Below are 206 nucleotides of genomic sequence, written 5' to 3' on the forward strand. Positions count from 1 at the left end.
ACGTGTCGCAGCTGCCGCCCGCGCGGCTCGTTGGGCCGGCGGTCGTGCTCGACTTCTCGGCGGAGGCCGCGGCCGACCCCGACTTCTTGATCGACGTCGCGGATATCGAGAAGTGGGAGGCCGAGCACGGAGCCTTCGAGCCGAACACATGGCTGCTGCTGCGCACGGGCTGGGACAAGTTCTCGGACAGCCAGGAGGCGTTCCTC

1 protein-coding gene is annotated in these 206 nt (G+C 68.9%); it reads left to right on the top strand.

Going from position 1 to position 206, the window contains the following annotated elements; translation table 11 throughout:
* Nucleotides 1-206: cyclase family protein (locus ID132_RS12875; protein WP_193128808.1), on the top strand; the 206-nt coding region annotated here is incomplete at both ends.

The organism is Gulosibacter sediminis (assembly GCF_014904065.1).
GTDB classification, from domain to species: Bacteria; Actinomycetota; Actinomycetes; order Actinomycetales; family Microbacteriaceae; genus Gulosibacter; species Gulosibacter sediminis.